The organism is Mesorhizobium sp. P3_A8 (assembly GCF_056402995.1).
On sequence record NZ_JBFUGI010000007.1, the window covers coordinates 45,432 to 58,791 of the forward strand.

Genomic DNA, 13,360 nt, shown 5'->3' on the forward strand with positions numbered 1-13,360 from the left:
TATGATCCGCCTGCTCGCCTTCCTCATCGTCGTCTTCGCGCTCGGGCTGGGCTTTGCCTGGCTGGCCGACCGGCCGGGCGACATGGTCGTCACCTTCAATGGCTATCAGTACCAGGTCAGCCTGATGGTGGCTGCGGTGGCCGTTGTCACCGTCGTTGCCGCGGTGATGATCCTGTGGTGGCTGGTCAAGTCGCTGTGGAACAGCCCTTACACCATCTCGCGCTATTTCCGCGTGCGCCGCCGCGACCGTGGCTATCAGGCGCTGTCGACCGGCATGATCGCCGCCGGCGCCGGTGACGGCGCGCTGGCCCGCAAGAAGACCAAGGAAGCTGCCAAGCTGATCCGTTCCGACCAGGAGCCGCTGATCCACCTGCTCGAAGCGCAGGCGTCGCTGCTCGAAGGCGACCATGAAGGCGCGCGGCAAAAGTTCGAGAGCATGCTCGACGATCCCGAAATGCGGCTGCTCGGCCTGCGCGGGCTCTATCTCGAAGCCGAACGTCTGGGCGACCGCAACGCCGCCAGGCACTATGCCGGCCGTGCCGCCGCCGTGGCGCCGCAACTGGCCTGGGCTGCCGAATCGACGCTGGAAGAGCTGACCGCGCGCGGCGATTGGGACGGCGCGCTGAAACTCGTCGATGCGCAGAAATCGACGCGGCAGATCGAACGCGATGCCGCCAACCGCCGCCGCGCCGTGCTGTTGACCGCCAAGGCGCAGGCGCTCGCCGGCAGCGATCCCACGGCCGCCAGGACAGCGGCGCTGGAGGCGAACAAGCTGCAGCCGGATTTCGCGCCTGCCGCCGTTGCCGCCGCCGCCGCGCTGTTCAAGCAGAACGATGTGCGCAAGGGCTCGAAGATCCTCGAGGCCGCATGGAAGGCCGAGCCGCATCCGGAGATCGCTGAGCTCTATACCCATGCAAGGCCGGGCGATGCCGTGCTCGACCGGCTCAACAGAGCCAAGAAGCTGCAGGAGATGAAGAAGAACCACGCCGAATCGTCGATGACGGTGGCGCGTGCCGCGCTCGACGCCCAGGATCTTTCGACCGCCCGGCGCGAGGCTGAGGCGGCTATCCGGATGGACCGCCGCGAGGGTGCCTATTTGCTGCTGGCCGATATCGAGGAGGCCGAGACCGGCGACCAGGGCAAGGTGCGGCAGCTGCTGTCCAAGGCTGTGCGGGCGCCGCGCGATCCGGCCTGGGTGGCCGATGGCGTGGTGTCGGAGCGCTGGGCGCCGGTATCGCCGGTCAGCGGACGGCTGGACGCTTTCGAATGGCGTGCGCCGATGGAACGGCTTGGCCAGTTGATCGACAGCCGTGACGATGCGCCTGACGCCGCAGTTGTAGCTATCGAAGCGCCGGCTAGACCGGTGTCGGAAAAGCCGATCGACGCGATCGATCATGCCACGGCGGGCAGCGAGGCAACGGGCAAGGGAACCGATAGAAGCGAAGACCAGGTCACGCCGGTCACGGCGGCCGCGTTTGCGGCGGTGCCGGCCGATGCCGAGGCGGTGGAGCCGGCGGAAGAACTGGCGCGCTTGCCGGACGACCCGGGCGTCGATCCGGACGAGGAAGCGGAAAAGTCGCCGCGCCGGTTCCGGCTGTTTTGATTTTGGGCCGGCCATGGGGCCGTTTGGGAATGGATTGATGTTCGAACGCGTTCTGTCGTTTCTCAGGGATTTGCCGGCCGCGTCCAGCGCGCATGCCAGCACGGACGATCCGCGCGTCGCAGCCTCGGCGCTGCTCTACCATGTGATGAACGCCGACGGCGTGCGCCAGGATGTCGAGTGGGAGCGGTTCAAGGCGGTGCTCTCCGAGAGCTACTCGATCAGCGGCGCCGAACTCGAAGCGCTCGCCGCCGCCGGTGAGCGTGCCGACAATGAGGCGATCGATCTCTATGCCTTCACCAGCGTGCTCAAGCGCCACCTCGACGCGGACGGGCGCAAGGCCTTCATCGGCCTGATGTGGGAGATCGTCTATGCCGATGGCGAGCTGCACGAGCTCGAGGACAATACGGTGTGGCGCGTTGCCGAGCTGATCGGCGTCGAGCGTCACGACCGGGTCGAGGCGCGCCGCAAGGCGGCGGCGCAGGCGCCGGGTGCCCGTGGAACGTCGAGCGACGAATAGACGGGATCTCGCCTACCGATGCCGCGCCAAACGAGTTCGAAGCCCAAAATCCTGGTCGTGCTGCATCAGGAGAATTCAAGCCCCGGACGCGTCGGCCATATGCTGCTCGAAGAGGGGTTTGAGCTCGACATCCGCCGGCCGCCGCTCGGCGACGCCTTGCCGGAGACGCTGGATGGCCATGCCGGCACGGTGGTGTTCGGCGGGCCGATGAGCGCCAATGACGACGACGAGTTCGTCCGCCGCGAGACCAACTGGCTGGAAATTCCGCTCAGGGAAAACCGTCCATGCCTTGGCATCTGCCTCGGCGCGCAGATGCTGGTCAACCATCTCGGCGGCAAGGTCGAGGGTCACGGCGAAGGGCTGGTCGAGATCGGCTGGTATCCGCTCAAGGCGACCGAGGCCGGCAGGAAACTGATGCACTGGCCAGATATGGTCTACCAGTTCCACCGCGAAGGCTTTTCATTGCCGAGGGACGCGACGCTGCTGGCGACGGCCGATACCTATCCCAACCAAGCCTTCCGCTACGGCGACAATGCCTGGGGCATCCAGTTCCATGGCGAACTGACAAGGGTGATGATGCAGCGCTGGGTGGTGCGCGGCGAGCATCGCTTCGAATTGCCGGGCGCGCAGCCCGGCCGCGACCATCTCGGCGGCCGGCTGATCTGGGACATGCATCTGAAGCGCTGGCTGGACGAGTTTTTGCGGATGGTGTTTGGGACGCCGGCGGTGCGATAGCTTCATCACAATTCCGGAAGGAGAAGCCGTTTCGCGTCTCTCTAGGGTTCGAGCACCGGCCGCAGGAAGCTGCGCTCATAGCTGAGAATGCTGCGATTGCGCTTTTCCGTTTCGAACACCTCCTGGCATTCCGGGTCGGCAGCCATCCGCTTGCGATACTCCTCGTAATCGGCAAGGCTCGGAAAGCTGAACATGGCATAGGCGATATTGTTCGCTCCTTCGCTCGGAAGGAAATAGCCATGGTGGTTTCCGCCCAGGCGATTGACCAGACCGATCCAGCGACGGCCATAGTCTTCAAACTCGGCAAGCTTGTAAGGGTCGATGACATATTTCAGGTAACAGGTGATCATGGGAATTCCTGTGACAGGGTGATGTAGCTTGCTGACCGTCAGCGTCAGTTTCGCGAGTTGAGATGGCGAACTCTACGCAATTGTGGGAACAGATACGCCCACAGCCCGGCAACCGCGATGGCGCCGACGCCGCCGATCACCACGGCTGGCACGGTGCCGATCAGCGCCGCCATGGTGCCGGCGCGGAATTCGCCGACTTCGTTGGAGGCGCCGACGAAAACCTGGTTGACGGCGTTGACGCGGCCGCGCACCTCGTCCGGCGTCCACAGCTGGATCAGCGTTTCCCTGATATAAACGCTGAACATGTCGGTGGCGCCGAGGAGGGCCAATGCGACGATCGACAACCATGTGATCGTCGACAGGCCGAACAATACGGTGCAGGCGCCGAATGCCGCGACGAAGCCGAGCATGATCTTGCCGGCATTGTCGCGAAGCGGGTGCCCGGCCAGCCAGACCGCAACGCAGATGGCGCCGATGCCGGGCGCCGAGCGCAGCAGGCCGAGGCCCCAGGGGCCGAGTTCAAGAATATCGCGCGCATAGACCGGCAGCAGCGCCGAGGCGCCGGACAGGAGAACGGCGAAGAGATCGAGCGAGATGGCGCCCAGCACGATCTTCTCGCTCCAGATATAGCGGAAGCCGGCAAACAGCGTCTCCATCGTCGGCTTGTCGGTGGCGGTCTGCTGGGCGGGCTTGGGAATGGTGAAGATCAGCAGGCCGGCCACCAGCATCAGCACAGCGGCGACGGCATATGCGGCCTCCGGCGAAACACCGTAGAGCAGGCCGCCGGCGACGGGCCCAACGATGGTCGCCGTCTGCCAGGCGGACGAGTTCCAGGCAATCGCATTGCCGAAATCCTCCGGCGGCACGAGATTGGCGAACAGCGACGACGAGGCCGGTCCGTAGAAGGCGCGCGCCATGCCGAACAGCGCTAGAACGACGAAGATCGGCAGCGGACTGACGAGGCCGCGCAGTGTGAAGTACAGGAGAACGAGCGCACAGGCTGCCTCGACCACCGTTGCCAGCGCCATGATCAGGCGTCGGCCGAAGCGGTCGGCGACGACGCCGGTGACCAGCACCAGCAGCAGCGACGGCAGGAACTGGACGATGCCGACAATGCCGAGATCGAAGGGATCGCGCGTCAGATCATAGATCTGCCAGCCGACCGCGACGGACACGATCATGGTGGCGAAAGTGGTGAGGAAACGCGCCGTCCAGTAGCTGAGGAAGGCTTTGTGCCGGAAGGCGGCGTAACGCTGCTCCGGCGATATTTGTACTGATGTCATGGAGAGAGGCCCCGTTGCGAGTGCATTGGCCGGCGGGGCACTTCCCGGATGGGCGCTGGTCCGACCAATAGAACGTCTAACAAAGTTCGCGGCGGGATGTGCGTTAAAATCAGGCCTGGATCAAGGGATTTTCAGCCTGTTCCTTCGATCGCACAAGGAAGTTACTGTCTCAGCGCGGCCGAAATGGCGTCGAGCCCGCCCCGCAATTCGGCTTCCGTCGGCCAGCCGAAGCCGACGCGGAAGAAGCGTTTTTCCATTTCGAACCAGTGGCCGGGCCCGACATAGGTGCCGTGGTTTTCCAGCAGATCGACATAGAACCGGTTGAGGTCGAAACCGGGTTCGACATTGAGGCGCGGGAAGCCGACGACACCGCCTTCGGGCCTGATCCAGTCGACCAGCGGTTCGCGGTCGATCCAGGCCTGGACGATGTCGCGGCGATTGGCCATTTCGGGCAGCAGCACGCCCAAGAAGGCATCCCGGCGCTCCAGCATGCCGCGCGCGATGCCTTCATCGATGACACTGCCGCAGATGCCGATCTGCTCCTTGGCGGCGAGGAATGTCTCCTGAAGAACCGCATCCGTGGTGATCAGCCAGCCGATGCGGATGCCGGGTATGCCGAAGGCCTTGGACAGCGATGAAACGCTGATCGCCTTCTTGCTCAGCGAGGCCGCCGACGGCAGGCGCCTGCCATAGGAGAGGTCGCGATAGGTCTCGTCGACCAGCAGATGGCAGTTGCTGCTTTCCGCGAGCGCCACCAGTGCGTCGAGATTGGCGCGGCTCATCATCGTGCCGGTCGGGTTGTGCGGGCAGGTAACGCTGATCAGTTTCGTGTTCGGCTGCATCGCCGCCTTGACGCGCTCGACATCGATGGCAAAGCCGTCCTCAAAGGCGAGGTCGACGAAGCTGATGGCGCAGCCGATCGCCCGCGGCGTTTCGATGTTGGTGGCGTAGTTGGGCCTGATGACGACGAGATGATCGCTGGCCGACAAAAGCGAGGTCGAGATGATGAACAGCGCGCCTGCGGCCCCGGCGGTGACCAGGACATCACCGGGCGAAACGCCGGCATCCTGCGCCGCGATCAGCGCACGCAATTCCTTGTCGCCGCGATGCTCGCCATAGAAGAGCGTCAGATCTGGCAGCGACAAGCCGATGTCGGAGAGTTTCTGGTCGGCGATCGAACTTTCGGAGAGATTGTAGCGGATACGGTCATAACCGTATTCTTCCGGCGCATCTTTCTCGATCACCATCCTGGTGTAGTTCATGGCTTTCCCCCAGATCACCTTTTGTCTGGTCTATCCAAGCCACAAAAACAGGAAGCCTGCCAAGGCAGTTTCGCCGGCAGGCTTCTGTTCCAGTCGTCCTAACTATTGGCTCAGGACTGAATTGCTCAGGCTGAAACCTTGACCTTGCGGCCCTTGGCCTTGACGGGCACCACTTCGACGGCCTTGCGGCCGAGGCCGATCGACTTCGCCAGCTGCGAGCGCGAGGCGGCGTAGTTGGGGGCAACCATCGGATAGTCCGACGGCAGGCCCCATTTGGCGCGGTAGGCGTCCGGGGTCAGGTTGAAATGCACGCCGAGATGGCGCTTCAGCGATTTGAATTTCTTGCCGTCTTCGAGGCAGATGATGAAGTCCGGCGTCACCGACTTCTTCGGGTTGACCGCGGGAACCAGGGGTGCTGCCACCGGCACGGCCGGCTTGCCGAGGCCGCCGATCGAGGTGGCGACGCTGGCGATGAGGTCGGCCAGGCCGGAGACGGGCAGGCGGTTCTTTTCAACGTAAGCGGATACGATGTGGGCGGTCAGCTCGAGAAGGTCGATGCGAGCGTCGTTGCTATCGTCGGTCAATGATTCCTCCGTCTATGGCGCGCGGCCTCGAAAATCGGGATCGTTTTCGAAAGGTCAGGGCGCAAAATCAAAAAATGCTGAAGCGTCTTCAAGCGTATCCAGTGGAGCACGCCGGGCGGTGCGCGAAATTCCTAGTCGGCAAATCTGCACAACGCAATGATTAAGCGCGGCGTCACACGTTATTTTGAACGACTATACTAAACTGTAATAATATCAGACGATCAGGGCCTTGTCTCGCCACAGACGAAATCCGCCTTCGAAGGCACGTGTGTTGTCACCGCGCCTGGAGTCGGCCGGCAATTCGTCGAGCTTGTCGACATTGCCGCCGCCAATGACGACATAGTCTGGCTGCAGGGCGGCGCGCAGCCGGTTGACGACGTCGAAGACAGATTCGCGCCATTTCTTCTTGCCGCGCCGTTCCAGGCCGCGCTCACCGACATAATCCTCGAAGCTCTTGGTCTTCTTGTAAGGCAGGTGGGCGAGTTCCATGGGCAGGCCGACATGGTCGGCGATCATCGCCGCGCCGAGGCCGGTTCCGAGGCCGAGGAACAGCATGCGCCCGCCTTCATAACTGCCGATGGCCTGCATCAATGCATCATTGACCAGCTTGACCGGCTTGCCGAACTGCGCGGCGAAATCGAAGCCGGCCCAACCCTTGCCGAGGTTCATCGGGTCGAGCACGGGCTTGTTCTGACGCACCGGGCCGGGATAGCCCATCGAGATGACGTCATAGGACAAGCCTTCGGCGAGTTTCTTCACCGTAGCGATCATCTGCTGCGGCGTGAGGTCAGGGCCGGAATCGGCCCGGCGCTCGGCGCCACCGTTGCTGGTCAGGATCTTGACGTGCGAGCCGCCAATATCGATCGCCAGCACGATCTGCTCGGTGTCGGATGCTGTCTGCTTGACCGCCTTGGCCATCGCGTCCCCTCCGCTCATGCTACCGGATCGATCCAGCCATTGGGCGGCCCGAAGCCGGCCATGGCGTCCGCCGGCCCCCATGTTTTCGGCTCGTAGAGATGCGGCGGCGTGGTGTCGCCAAGCACTGGCCCGACAATGCGCCAGGCGAGCTCTGCCGCGTCCTGGCGGGTGAACAACTGGCCATTGCCATTCATGGCGTCGCCAATCAGCCGTTCGTAAGGCGGCATATCGCTCTTGCTGTCGTCGAGCGCGGTGAGTTCCACCTGCTCGCCGACCATGTCGTCGCCGGGCGCCTTGCGCTGGGCGCCGATGGCGATCACCACCTGCGGATCGATGCGGAAGCGCACGTAATTCTGGTCGGCGGGCTTGATCGGATCGAAGACGTCGAGCGGCGGCCGCTTCAGCCGCACCACCACCTCGGTGACATGCACCGGCATGTTCTTGCCGGCGCGGATGAAGAACGGCACGTCCTGCCAGCGCCAGGTGTCGACGAAGAAGCGCACCGCCGCGAAGGTCTCGACCGGCGAGTTCGGCTTAACGCCGGGCTCGGCGAGATAGCCGGTGAACTGGCCGCGCACGACGTCGTCCCTGGTCAAGGTGCGGATTGCCCGCAGCACTTGCACCTTCTCGTCGATCAAATCGTCGGCCGAGCGACCGACCGGCGGCTCCATGGCCAGCAGCAACAGGATGTTGAGCAGGTGGTTCTCGATGACGTCCCGGATGCAGCCGACATCGTCATAAAATTTACCGCGGCCCTCGACGCCGAAATCCTCGGCCATGGTGATCTGCACGCTCTCGACGTAATTGCGGTTCCAGATCGGCTCGAGGAAAGAATTGGCGAAGCGGAAATAGAGCAGATTCTGGATCGCTTCCTTGCCGAGATAATGGTCGATGCGGAAGATCGACTGTTCGTCGAATACCAGATGCAGCACCCTGTTCAGCCAGCGCGCCGACTGCAAATCATGGCCGAAGGGCTTTTCCACCATCAGCCGCGCGCCATGTGCGGTGCCCGACTGCTCCAATCCTTGCACGACAGTCTCGAACATGGTCGGCGGCACCGCCATGTAGTGCAGCGGCCGCTGGGCACTGCCGAGCGCGGTCTTCAGCTTCTCGAACGTGGCCCCATCGCGATAGTCGCCGCTGACATAGCGCAGCAGCGAGGCGAATTTGGCGAACACCGTCTCGTCGATGGCGCTGAGCGCATGGACGATGCCGTCGCGGGCGCGGTCCTGCAACTGCTTCAAATCCCAGGCATCGAAGGCGACGCCGATCACCGGTTCGGTGAGCGTGCCCTTGGCGACCATCTGGTAAAGCGCCGGAAATATCTTCTTGTGGGCGAGGTCGCCGGTCGCCCCGAAGAGCACCAGCGTATCGGACCGTTCCTGGCTCATGCGTGCGTCTCCCGCTGTGGCGTCACTTGCCGGCCTTCGGCTTTTCGAGATGGCCGCCGAAGGCATAGCGCATGGCGGACAACAGCTTGTCGGCGAATTCGGATTCGCCTTGCGAGGAGAAGCGGTCGAACAGCGCCGAGGACAGCACCGGCGCCGGTACGCCGGTGTCGATCGCCGCCTTCAGCGTCCAGCGTCCTTCGCCGGAATCCGAAACCCGGCCGCCAAACTGTGCCAGGCCCGGATCGCTCTTCAGCGCGCCGGCGGTGAGATCGAGCAGCCAGGAGCCGATGACGCTGCCATGGCGCCAGACCTCGGCCACTTGGGGAAGGTCGATGTCGAATTGGTAGTATTGTGGGTTTTCCAGCGGGCTGGTCTCGGCGTCGGCCGTGCGTTGCCGCTTGCCGGCATTGGCCGATTTCAGGATGTTCATGCCTTCGGCGTAGGCGGCCATGACGCCATATTCGATGCCGTTGTGCACCATCTTGACGAAATGGCCGGCGCCGCTCGGACCGCAATGCAGGTAGCCGAACGGTGCAGTGCCGGCGGTAGCCTTGTCCGGAGCAGGCGCGCCTGCATCGGCGCCCGGTGCGAGCGTGGCAAAGACCGAGTCGAGGTGCTGCACCGCCACGTCGGGACCGCCGATCATCAGGCAGTAGCCCCGCTCCAGGCCCCAGACACCGCCGCTGGTGCCGACATCGACGAGGTGGATGCCCTTGGTGGCCAGTTTCGCGGCCTGGTCGACAGCGTCGTGATAGTAGGAATTGCCGCCGTCGATGACGATGTCGCCGGGCTCCATCAGGGCCGCGACCTGGTCGATGATCTTGCCGGTGATCGCTGCCGGCAGCATCAGCCAGACACAGCGCGGCTTGGCGAGCTTGCCGACGAATTCCGTCAGGGATGCCGCTCCGAGCGCACCGTCGCTCACCAGAGCCGCGACGCTTGCCGCGTTGATGTCGTAGACGACGCATTCGTGGCCGTCGCGCATCAGGCGCCGCACCATGTTGGCGCCCATCCGGCCCAGTCCCATCATTCCGATCTGCATGGTTTCGTCCCGATTGCTTGAGGAAAGAAAAAATCTATCGGCCCGGCTGCTTTCATCATGATGCGTCAATGCCGACGCTGAAGTCGACATTCTCCCAACGCATCGCATCGGGCCAGAAAAAAGTGAAGACGAGGGTGCTCCCCTGCTTCAGTTCGGCGACCGGCAGGTCGACCAGATGAACGCCGAAAGCGTTTTCCCTGGTCTTGTGGTCCTCGATCGTCAGCCATTTGTCGCTGCTCCAATGGACAACGCCCGGCGCCGCAAGCTCGACGCGCAAAACCTTGCCTGCGGGGATGGAGCGGATCTTGTTGTTGAAGCGCCATATCCTGAGCGGCGAGCCTGTCTTGCCCTGGATGTAGCGCTCGACGCCTTGCGGCGGCATGTCGAAAACCGCGCCGTCGCGCAGCGATCGCAACAGCTTGATGTGCTCGGCATGCGCCCAGACCAGCGGCATGGCGCTGCCGGACGGTTTGCCCAGCCACAGCTCGCGGTCCGGCACATCCGGGCTGTCCCAGACCTGTTCCGGCAGCAGCCCGCCGATGCCCGCCGAGCGCTCGAAGGTTTCGAGAAGCTCCGCGGCTTTCTCCTTGCGGCCAGCCGCCAGCTCGTAATGCGCCCGCTCGCCGGTGAGCAGGGGCCAGGCTCGTCCCCGGCCGGTGCCGTCAAAAGGCGTGCCATCCTCGTGCTCGCCATAGCCGTCACTGGTGTAGCGGTACCAGACCGGGCCTTGCGGCAGATCGCAACGCAAAAGGGCATCGACGGCCTTGACGGTATCGACGATGCGCGGATCGTCGGCTGCCCTGAGGCCAAAGCGAACCAGGGCCAGAGCGTCGGGGCTGATTATGGCTTCCGCCGGCTTGTCGGTGTCGCCTGGCGGCCGGTTCTTGATCGGCACGAAGCCGTCCTTCGGCGCAGCCGCGCCCGCATCGTCCGGCGGCGCGATGCGGACATAGTAGCCGCTGACGCCCGCCTCGATGCAGAGCTGAGTGCCGGTGACGTAGGTCCAGCGTTCGACCTGATCGTTCCAGCAATCAGCGGTTTCGCGCAGGTAGTTTGCCGGCTCACTCTTTCCGACGACATCCAGCATGTCGGCGGCGGCAAGCAGTGCGGCGATCTCGACGGCCAGCGTGAACGGGCTGTATCCGGCGTCTTCCTCCCAGCGATCCTCGCCAGTGACGGGGCCGTTGCGCACGACGTAGGAGGCGGCGCTTTCGATCATCGGCAGGAAATCGGCGAGCCTGGCGCGCGGCAGATGGCCTGCGCGGCGCAAGGCGTCGGCCAGAAGCAGCGGAAAGGCGCATTCATCCATCTGGATGCCGGGCCAATAGGCGGTGCCGTCGGACCAGACATTCTGCGGCCAGTGACCGTCCGGCTGCTGGATCGAGCGCAGATAGGTCAAGATCTGCAGCGCCTGCTTGCCGTCGCCGGCGGCAAGGAAACCGCCAGCGGTCTCGACCAGATCGCGCGGCCAGACCAGATGGTAGCCGCCGAGATCGTCGTCGCCCTTGTTGAAGCCCCATGGGATCGACAGGCTGGCAACGGCGGCACCCGGTCTCGCGACCGAGAGATGCGAGGCCAGAACCGCTGTGCTCACACGATAGGTGTTCAGCCCGGAGGCAGTGTGGCGGTCGAGCTTCTCGAGCCCGGCCTGAAATGTCCGCCAGTTCTCGACATAGGTTTGCGCGGCGGCGTCGAAACCCTGCTTGAGACTGGCCAGCGCCAGGTCGGCGGCTGCTTCCGGCGAGGCGCCGAAGCCGAGTGCCAGCAAGGCCGTGATGTTGCCAGCGGAAAAGCCGATCTCGCCGGTTAGGGCGACATTGCCGTCTTCCGCCCGTTGGCAGGAGGGATCGAGCGCACCGCCGTTCTGCAATTGCTGCCATCCGTCGGAGAAACCGACGTAGCCGGCCGAACAGCTATGCCAGGGCAGTGAGGAGACCAACGCCAGGGATACGCCGCGCCCGGTGGCGAAGAGCATCCGCTGGCCCTTGTGTTCACCGGCCCAGGCCGTGTTGCCCATGCCGGCGTTGACGAGGTGCGGCGCGAGCAGCGCGTAGACATGGTAGTCGGCCGCCGAGGCTTTCAGCGGCACGAAGGCAATCTCCTGCAACAGGACGGGCCGTTTCGGATCCGTAATGATGCGCTTTTCGATACGGTAGGCGCCGTCTGTCGCGGTGTTGGTCAGCCTGTAGCCCGGAACGCCATCCTCGAACGGCGCGATGCTGTGCGCGGCGTCGCGCTTCTCTTCCGAGAAATAGCCAGCGGGGCCGGTGACGATCAGCTCCATGTCGCGCGTGCAGGCGCTGTCGAGACGCGGATAGTAGATCTCGTTCAAGATGCCGTGGCTGATGGTGAACCAGAGTGGGCTCTTGGCTGAAAACGCGGTGCCGACGCCACTCTTGGCGCTTGATGTCCAGCGGGCGGGTATCCCGGGCGCGCCTTTGGCGACGGTCGGCGTTACTGCCATCAATTGGCCTCCTGTCGTGCTCCTAGACCATGTGCCGGCAGCTTTTTCAATCATCGCACCGCAAGTTGATCGAAGGCATGCCAAGCTTTGCAGTTGACAGCTTGCGGTTCGTCTGCATTTTGTCTGACAATAGATAAAAAACAGGGACTGCGCGTAACGACCATCAGGCAAAACTAGCAACTTTGGGAGGAAATCACATGAAGAAACTGCTCGTTCTGGGTGCGCTGACGGCTATGTTGGCCTCGGGCACAGCGCTTGCCGACACCAGCGGCAAGAAGATCGCATTCTCCAACAATTACGCCGGCAATTCGTGGCGGCAGGCGATGCTCGACAGCTATGGCATCGTCACCAAGAAGGCGGTCGACGACAAGATCGTCGGCGCAGCCGACATCTTCACCACCGCCGACAAGGAAGTACCGACACAGGCCGCGCAGGTGCAGAACCTGATCCTGCAGGGCTATGACGCCATCGTCATCAACGCTGCCTCGCCGGATGCGCTCAATGGCGCCATCAAGCAGGCCTGCGATGCCGGCATCGTCGTCGTCTCCTTCGACGGCACCGTCACCGAGCCCTGCGCCTACCGCGTCGTCGTCGACTTCAAGGACATGGGCAAGCAGGAAGTCGAGCAGATGGCCAAGTTCCAGCCCAAGGGCGGGAACCTTCTGGAAATCCGTGGCCTGGCCGGCACCTCGATCGACGATGCCATCCATGCCGGTATCCTCGAAGGCGTCGCCGCCCATCCCGAATTCAAGATCGTCGGCTCGGTGACCGGCGACTGGGACCAGACGACGGCGCAGAAGGCCGTCGCGACCATCCTGCCCTCGCTGCCCGATGTCGTCGGCATCGTCGACCAGGGCGGTGACGGCTATGGTGCCGCACAGGCCTTCGCCGCGGCCGGCAAGCCGCGCCCGACCATCATCATGGGCAACCGCCAGGACGAGCTGAAGTGGTGGAAGGAACAGAAGGACAAGGACGGCTACAAGACCTGGTCGGCTTCGATCGCGCCTGGCGTGTCGTCGCTCGCCTTCTGGGTGGCGCAGCAGGTGCTCGACGGCCGCAAGGACATCCCGCACGATCTGCTGGTGCCGTATCTCGCCTTCACCCAGGACGATTTCGAGGCAGCGCTGCCGAAGATCAAGGAAGGCGGCGTCGCCACCCACGAATACACGCAGGAAGACGCCCTCGCGGCGATCAAGGCCAACATCAAGTGA

At 63.8% G+C, this 13,360-nt stretch carries 12 protein-coding genes; 4 read left to right on the forward strand and 8 right to left on the reverse strand.

The window, feature by feature from the left end:
- Position 1: 1 nt before the first annotated feature.
- From AC1DX4_RS17665 to AC1DX4_RS17675, 3 genes are read left to right on the forward strand one after another with little or no spacing between them, the layout of a single operon-like run.
- A complete protein-coding gene (locus AC1DX4_RS17665; RefSeq protein WP_477221520.1) occupies positions 2 to 1,603 on the forward strand; it encodes a heme biosynthesis HemY N-terminal domain-containing protein in 1,602 nt (533 codons plus the stop codon).
- 37 nt (positions 1,604 to 1,640) lie between these two features.
- Positions 1,641 to 2,120, forward strand: coding sequence for a tellurite resistance TerB family protein (locus AC1DX4_RS17670; protein WP_477221521.1), 480 nt, complete (start codon positions 1,641 to 1,643; stop codon positions 2,118 to 2,120).
- An 18-nt stretch (positions 2,121 to 2,138) separates the two neighbouring features.
- The gene (locus AC1DX4_RS17675) at positions 2,139 to 2,855 is read left to right on the forward strand and encodes a glutamine amidotransferase (RefSeq protein ID WP_477221522.1); all 717 of its coding nucleotides are present in this window, start codon (positions 2,139 to 2,141) and stop codon (positions 2,853 to 2,855) included.
- Between the two features lie 41 nt (positions 2,856 to 2,896).
- On the opposite strand, the gene AC1DX4_RS17680 is transcribed toward AC1DX4_RS17675, so the two are convergent.
- The 8 genes from AC1DX4_RS17680 to AC1DX4_RS17715 all read right to left on the reverse strand — a co-directional run bounded on the left by AC1DX4_RS17680 (position 2,897) and on the right by AC1DX4_RS17715 (position 12,149).
- Positions 2,897 to 3,205: an NIPSNAP family protein gene (locus AC1DX4_RS17680; protein WP_477221523.1), complete on the reverse strand. Its 309-nt coding sequence runs from the start codon at positions 3,203 to 3,205 to the stop codon at positions 2,897 to 2,899.
- 44 nt (positions 3,206 to 3,249) lie between these two features.
- Positions 3,250 to 4,488, reverse strand: coding sequence for an MFS transporter (locus tag AC1DX4_RS17685; RefSeq protein ID WP_477221524.1), 1,239 nt, complete (start codon positions 4,486 to 4,488; stop codon positions 3,250 to 3,252).
- A 161-nt stretch (positions 4,489 to 4,649) separates the two neighbouring features.
- Positions 4,650 to 5,750 (reverse strand): aminotransferase class I/II-fold pyridoxal phosphate-dependent enzyme, encoded by a 1,101-nt coding sequence (locus AC1DX4_RS17690; RefSeq protein ID WP_477221525.1) that lies wholly within the window; start codon positions 5,748 to 5,750, stop codon positions 4,650 to 4,652.
- A 125-nt stretch (positions 5,751 to 5,875) separates the two neighbouring features.
- The gene (locus AC1DX4_RS17695; protein ID WP_477221526.1) at positions 5,876 to 6,334 is read right to left on the reverse strand and encodes a Ros/MucR family transcriptional regulator; all 459 of its coding nucleotides are present in this window, start codon (positions 6,332 to 6,334) and stop codon (positions 5,876 to 5,878) included.
- Between the two features lie 213 nt (positions 6,335 to 6,547).
- Positions 6,548 to 7,252 (reverse strand): ROK family protein, encoded by a 705-nt coding sequence (locus AC1DX4_RS17700; protein WP_477221811.1) that lies wholly within the window; start codon positions 7,250 to 7,252, stop codon positions 6,548 to 6,550.
- Positions 7,253 to 7,266: 14 nt separating this feature from the next.
- Positions 7,267 to 8,643: a glucose-6-phosphate dehydrogenase gene (gene zwf / locus AC1DX4_RS17705; RefSeq protein ID WP_477221527.1), complete on the reverse strand. Its 1,377-nt coding sequence runs from the start codon at positions 8,641 to 8,643 to the stop codon at positions 7,267 to 7,269.
- Positions 8,644 to 8,665: 22 nt separating this feature from the next.
- Positions 8,666 to 9,685: a phosphogluconate dehydrogenase (NAD(+)-dependent, decarboxylating) gene (gnd, locus tag AC1DX4_RS17710; protein WP_477221528.1), complete on the reverse strand. Its 1,020-nt coding sequence runs from the start codon at positions 9,683 to 9,685 to the stop codon at positions 8,666 to 8,668.
- Between the two features lie 55 nt (positions 9,686 to 9,740).
- Positions 9,741 to 12,149 carry a glucan 1,4-alpha-glucosidase gene (locus AC1DX4_RS17715; protein WP_477221529.1) on the reverse strand — a complete coding sequence of 803 codons (2,409 nt, stop codon included), beginning with the start codon at positions 12,147 to 12,149 and terminating at the stop codon, positions 9,741 to 9,743.
- Between the two features lie 197 nt (positions 12,150 to 12,346).
- On the opposite strand from AC1DX4_RS17715, the gene AC1DX4_RS17720 reads away from it, so the two are divergent.
- A complete protein-coding gene (locus AC1DX4_RS17720; RefSeq protein WP_477221530.1) occupies positions 12,347 to 13,360 on the forward strand; it encodes a substrate-binding domain-containing protein in 1,014 nt (337 codons plus the stop codon).

Bases quoted from the DNA above. Each gene is read 5' to 3' on its own strand.
- AC1DX4_RS17685 (WP_477221524.1), bottom strand. From the start codon at position 4,488: ATGACATCAGTACAAATATCGCCGGAGCAGCGTTACGCCGCCTTCCGG.
- AC1DX4_RS17680 (WP_477221523.1), bottom strand. From the start codon at position 3,205: ATGATCACCTGTTACCTGAAATATGTCATCGACCCTTACAAGCTTGCC.
- AC1DX4_RS17700 (WP_477221811.1), bottom strand. From the start codon at position 7,252: ATGGCCAAGGCGGTCAAGCAGACAGCATCCGACACCGAGCAGATCGTG.
- AC1DX4_RS17690 (WP_477221525.1), bottom strand. From the start codon at position 5,750: ATGAACTACACCAGGATGGTGATCGAGAAAGATGCGCCGGAAGAATAC.
- zwf (WP_477221527.1), bottom strand. From the start codon at position 8,643: ATGAGCCAGGAACGGTCCGATACGCTGGTGCTCTTCGGGGCGACCGGC.
- AC1DX4_RS17670 (WP_477221521.1), top strand. From the start codon at position 1,641: ATGTTCGAACGCGTTCTGTCGTTTCTCAGGGATTTGCCGGCCGCGTCC.
- AC1DX4_RS17715 (WP_477221529.1), bottom strand. From the start codon at position 12,149: ATGGCAGTAACGCCGACCGTCGCCAAAGGCGCGCCCGGGATACCCGCC.
- AC1DX4_RS17720 (WP_477221530.1), top strand. From the start codon at position 12,347: ATGAAGAAACTGCTCGTTCTGGGTGCGCTGACGGCTATGTTGGCCTCG.
- AC1DX4_RS17665 (WP_477221520.1), top strand. From the start codon at position 2: ATGATCCGCCTGCTCGCCTTCCTCATCGTCGTCTTCGCGCTCGGGCTG.
- gnd (WP_477221528.1), bottom strand. From the start codon at position 9,685: ATGCAGATCGGAATGATGGGACTGGGCCGGATGGGCGCCAACATGGTG.
- AC1DX4_RS17675 (WP_477221522.1), top strand. From the start codon at position 2,139: ATGCCGCGCCAAACGAGTTCGAAGCCCAAAATCCTGGTCGTGCTGCAT.